The 3765-nt window shown below is 73.1% G+C and carries 1 protein-coding gene and 2 pseudogenes; 1 reads left to right on the forward strand and 2 read right to left on the reverse strand.

What is annotated here, in order from left to right:
- Window positions 1-914 (reverse strand): annotated as a pseudogene (locus tag RH94_RS42680) (DUF4192 domain-containing protein); the annotation flags it as partial.
- 206 nt (window positions 915-1120) lie between these two features.
- Complete coding sequence (locus RH94_RS07615; RefSeq protein ID WP_073946866.1) at window positions 1121-3280, reverse strand: RecQ family ATP-dependent DNA helicase; 2160 nt, start codon at window positions 3278-3280, stop codon at window positions 1121-1123.
- A 284-nt stretch (window positions 3281-3564) separates the two neighbouring features.
- Here RH94_RS07615 and RH94_RS42685 point away from each other — a divergent pair.
- Window positions 3565-3765: pseudogene (locus tag RH94_RS42685) on the forward strand (hypothetical protein); the annotation flags it as partial.

Raw genomic sequence — 3765 nt, forward strand, 5'->3', positions numbered from 1 at the left:
GGGCCCGCCTCGTCTCCTTCCATCCACTCCGCCGCGCGGTCGCGTGTCGTACGGTCCTGCAGGCCGAGGATCAGCGACGCGGCTTCCTCATGTTCGAGCAGCCGGTCGTCGCGGAGGTCCGCGGGGACGGTGTCGGGGACGAAGGGGGCCTCGGCGAACCGGCGCATCACGTGCTCGGCGAGCGCCAGGGTCTCCTCGGCCACCGCCGCGCGGTCCGCCTCGTCGAGCATCCTGGGCACCAGGGACACGCCGGCGGCGTCCAGGGCGATCTCCTGCTCCAGTGCCGCGGAGGTCTCCCAGGGAAGCAGTCTGGTCCTCAGTTCCTTCAGGCTGCCCCGCACCTGGATGCCGGCGTAGGTGGCCGCGGCGGCCAGCACGGAGGTGCCGGGCAGCCCCATGGGCAGCCCGTCCTCGGGGCAGCAGCTCTCGGCCGGGCAGCAGTACGACCAGAAGCGGCCGTCGGAGATGCAGAGCGCTTCGATCACGGGAACGTCGAGGCGGCCGCATTCCGTGCGCAGCTTCCGGGCCAGCGGCTCCAGCCGCCGCATGACCTGTCGCCCCGTCTCCCCCGCCGCCGGCTCCTGACAGACGAAGGCCACCATCTGCTCCGGCTTGGCGCCCCTGCGCTCGCTGCCCGTGATCAGGCCGTGGGCCAGCTGACGGGCCGCGGACGGCCAGTCGCCGCTGCTGGGAGGAATGCCGAGCCTGGCCCTTCCGCCGAACCTGCCGCGTCCGCCGCGATCGTGCAGCGCGACCAGGACGATGCTGTCCTCGGGCCGGTACCCGAGCAGATACGGCAGGGCGTCGGCGAGCTCGGCCGGGGTACGGAGGGTGACCTGGTGTTCGGGGCCGGATCCGCCGTAGGCGATGTCGCCGTTTTCGGAGGGTCCGGTCGTTTCGCTGTGGTTCGTCATGCGTCGACGATCTCGCGGAACGCAAAAATCCGCTGGGCCCTGTGGATAACTCTGGGCAAGGACACGTCAGCCGTGGGCGGGCTCCGGCTTCCTCCCGCCCCGGCTTTCCGAGCAACGCAAAGGATCCGCCGGATGCCACACCGGGCGGCTCGTCCCCGCGGGTCCGGTCGTGCCCACGGGATGTCGCACCCACAGGACGGGGCAGCTCAGCCTGTTGCGGCGAGGACCAGCGGCAGGACCTGTCCGCTGCCCGCCCGGCGGAGCAGGCGGGCGGCGACCGCGAGGGTCCAGCCGGAGTCGGTGCGGTCGTCCACGAGCAGGACGGGGCCGGGAGAGCGGACCAGGGCACCGGCCAGCTCCTCGGAGACGGTGAAGGCGCCGGACAGCGCCCTGAGGCGTTGGGCGGAGTTGCTGCGGCGCACCGCGTACTCACCGCCCGGCCCGGTGTACGTCAGGGCCCCCAGGTAGGGGAGGCGCCCGGCGGTCGCGATGCCCCGGGCGAGGGAGCCGACCAAGTGCGGGCGGGACAGGGACGGCACGGCGACGACGCCCACGGGCCGGGCAGCGGCGTCCGGGACGTTCGGGGCCCAGCCGCCCGGAGAGCGCGCCCAGTCGGCGAGGACCGCCACCGCGGCCCGCAGGACGTCGTCGGGAACCGGTCCGTCGGGCGCGTTCTCGGCCAGCAGCGGGCGCAGCCGGTTGCCCCAGCCGATGTCCGAGAGCCGTCCCAGGGCACGCCCGGTGGAGCACTGCTCCCCGGCCGGGATGCGCCCCTTGAGGTCGACGCCCAGTGCGGGCATTCCCGTCGGCCACATGCGGCGCGGCTCGATCTCCACCCCCGGGCGGTCCAGTTCCTTCGCCGCCCCCGCCAGTGTCTCCGCCGAGACGGAGGCATCGGTCCAGGCCCCCGCGCAGTTGTCGCAGCGGCCGCACGGGGCCGCCCCCTCGTCGTCCAGCTGCCGGCGCAGGAACTCCATCCGGCACTGTGCCGTGCTCGCGTACTCGCGCATGGCCTGCTGCTCGGCCGCCCGCTGCCGGGCGACCCGGGCGTACCGCTCGGAGTCGTAGACCCACTGCTCGCCGGTGGAGATCCAGCCGCCCTTCACCCGCTTCACCGCGCCGTCGACGTCCAGCACCTTCAGCATCGTCTCCAGCCGGCTGCGCCGGAGGTCGACCAGGGCCTCCAGAGCCGGCACGGACAGCGGCCGTCCCGCGTCCGCGAGGGCCGAGAGCGTCTGGCGGACCTGCGCCTCGGGCGGGAAGGCGGTGTCGGCGAAGTAGCGCCAGATGGCCTCGTCCTCCTTGCCCGGCAACAGCAGCACGTCGGCGTGGTCCACCCCGCGGCCCGCGCGGCCCACCTGCTGGTAGTAGGCGATCGGCGAGGACGGCGAGCCGAGGTGGACCACGAAGCCCAGGTCCGGCTTGTCGAAGCCCATCCCGAGCGCCGAGGTCGCGACCAGCGCCTTGACCCGGTTCTCCAGCAGGTCGGCCTCGGCCTGCAGCCGGTCGGCGTTCTCCGTGCGCCCCGTGTAGGAGGCCGCCTCGAAGCCGCGCTGCCGCAGGAAGGCGGTGGCCTCCTCGGCGGCGGCGACGGTGAGGGCGTAGACGATTCCGGAGCCCGGCAGCTCGTCCAGGTGCTCGGCGAGCCAGGCCAGGCGGTGCGCGGCGTCCGGCAGCCGGACCACGCCCAGCCGCAGGCTTTCCCGCTCCAGCGGACCCCGCAGCACCAAAGCCTCGCCGGCGCCGGTACCCAACTGCTCGGCCACGTCCGCGGTGACCCGCGCGTTGGCGGTCGCCGTGGTGGCCAGCACCGGGACGCCGGGGGCGAGCTCGGCCAGCATCGCCCGCAACCGGCGGTAGTCCGGCCGGAAGTCATGGCCCCAGTCGGAGATGCAGTGCGCCTCGTCGACCACCAGCAGACCGGTCGTGGCCGCGAGCCCGGGCAGCACCTGCTCACGGAAATCCACCGAATTGAGGCGTTCCGGACTCACCAGGAGAACGTCGATCGCACCCCGCTCGATCTCCTCGTGGATGCTGTCCCATTCCTCCGGGTTGGCCGAGTTGATGGTGCGCGCCCGGATACCGGCCCGTGCCGCCGACTCGACCTGGTTGCGCATCAGCGCCAGCAGCGGCGAGACGATCACCGTCGGGCCGGAGCCGCGCCGGCGCAGCAGCGCGGTGGCGACGAAGTACACCGCCGACTTGCCCCAGCCGGTGCGCTGCACCACCAGCGCGCGCCGCCGCTCCCGCACCAGGGCCGCCACCGCCTGCCACTGGTCCTCGCGCAACCGCGCCGAGCCCCCCGGCTCGCCGACGAGCTCGGCGAGGACGGCGTCGGCTTCGGCGCGGAGTTCTGAATCGTCCATGCCCCCATGCAACCCGATGGCACGGACGATCAGCCACTCCGGTCCACCAAGCGGGACCGGCCTCAGGAGTCGTACGGCGGCACATCGGGTAGGAATATAAGCCGCGGGTTGCCCGATAAGGGCCGGTGCCCTCAAATGCTCGTTGCCGCATCCAAGTTCGACAGGAAGAATTGAAGTCCGCTCCCCGCACGGCCCGGCCGTGATCCGGTAGGGCTCTCCTGCGGTGTGCGCTCCCCCGAATCCGACCACGCCCGCAGTGTGGGCGCGTTGCCGAAGGGAGGAACGTGACCTTCGGATTCGCTCCGTCCTCGACGGCATCGTTGTCGACGCCCGCCGCCTCCGCCCATCGCGTGCTCGAACCCGCGGAGTGGGCCGCCGCGGGCATCCCTCTGCTGCGCAATCCCCGCGAGATCGTCAGCGGACTGCACGCCCGGCACCGGCCCACGCCGGCCACCGCTGTGATCGCGGTCCTCGACCCGGACGAC

Source organism: Streptomyces kebangsaanensis (assembly GCF_001906585.1).
Classification (GTDB): domain Bacteria; phylum Actinomycetota; class Actinomycetes; order Streptomycetales; family Streptomycetaceae; genus Streptomyces; species Streptomyces kebangsaanensis.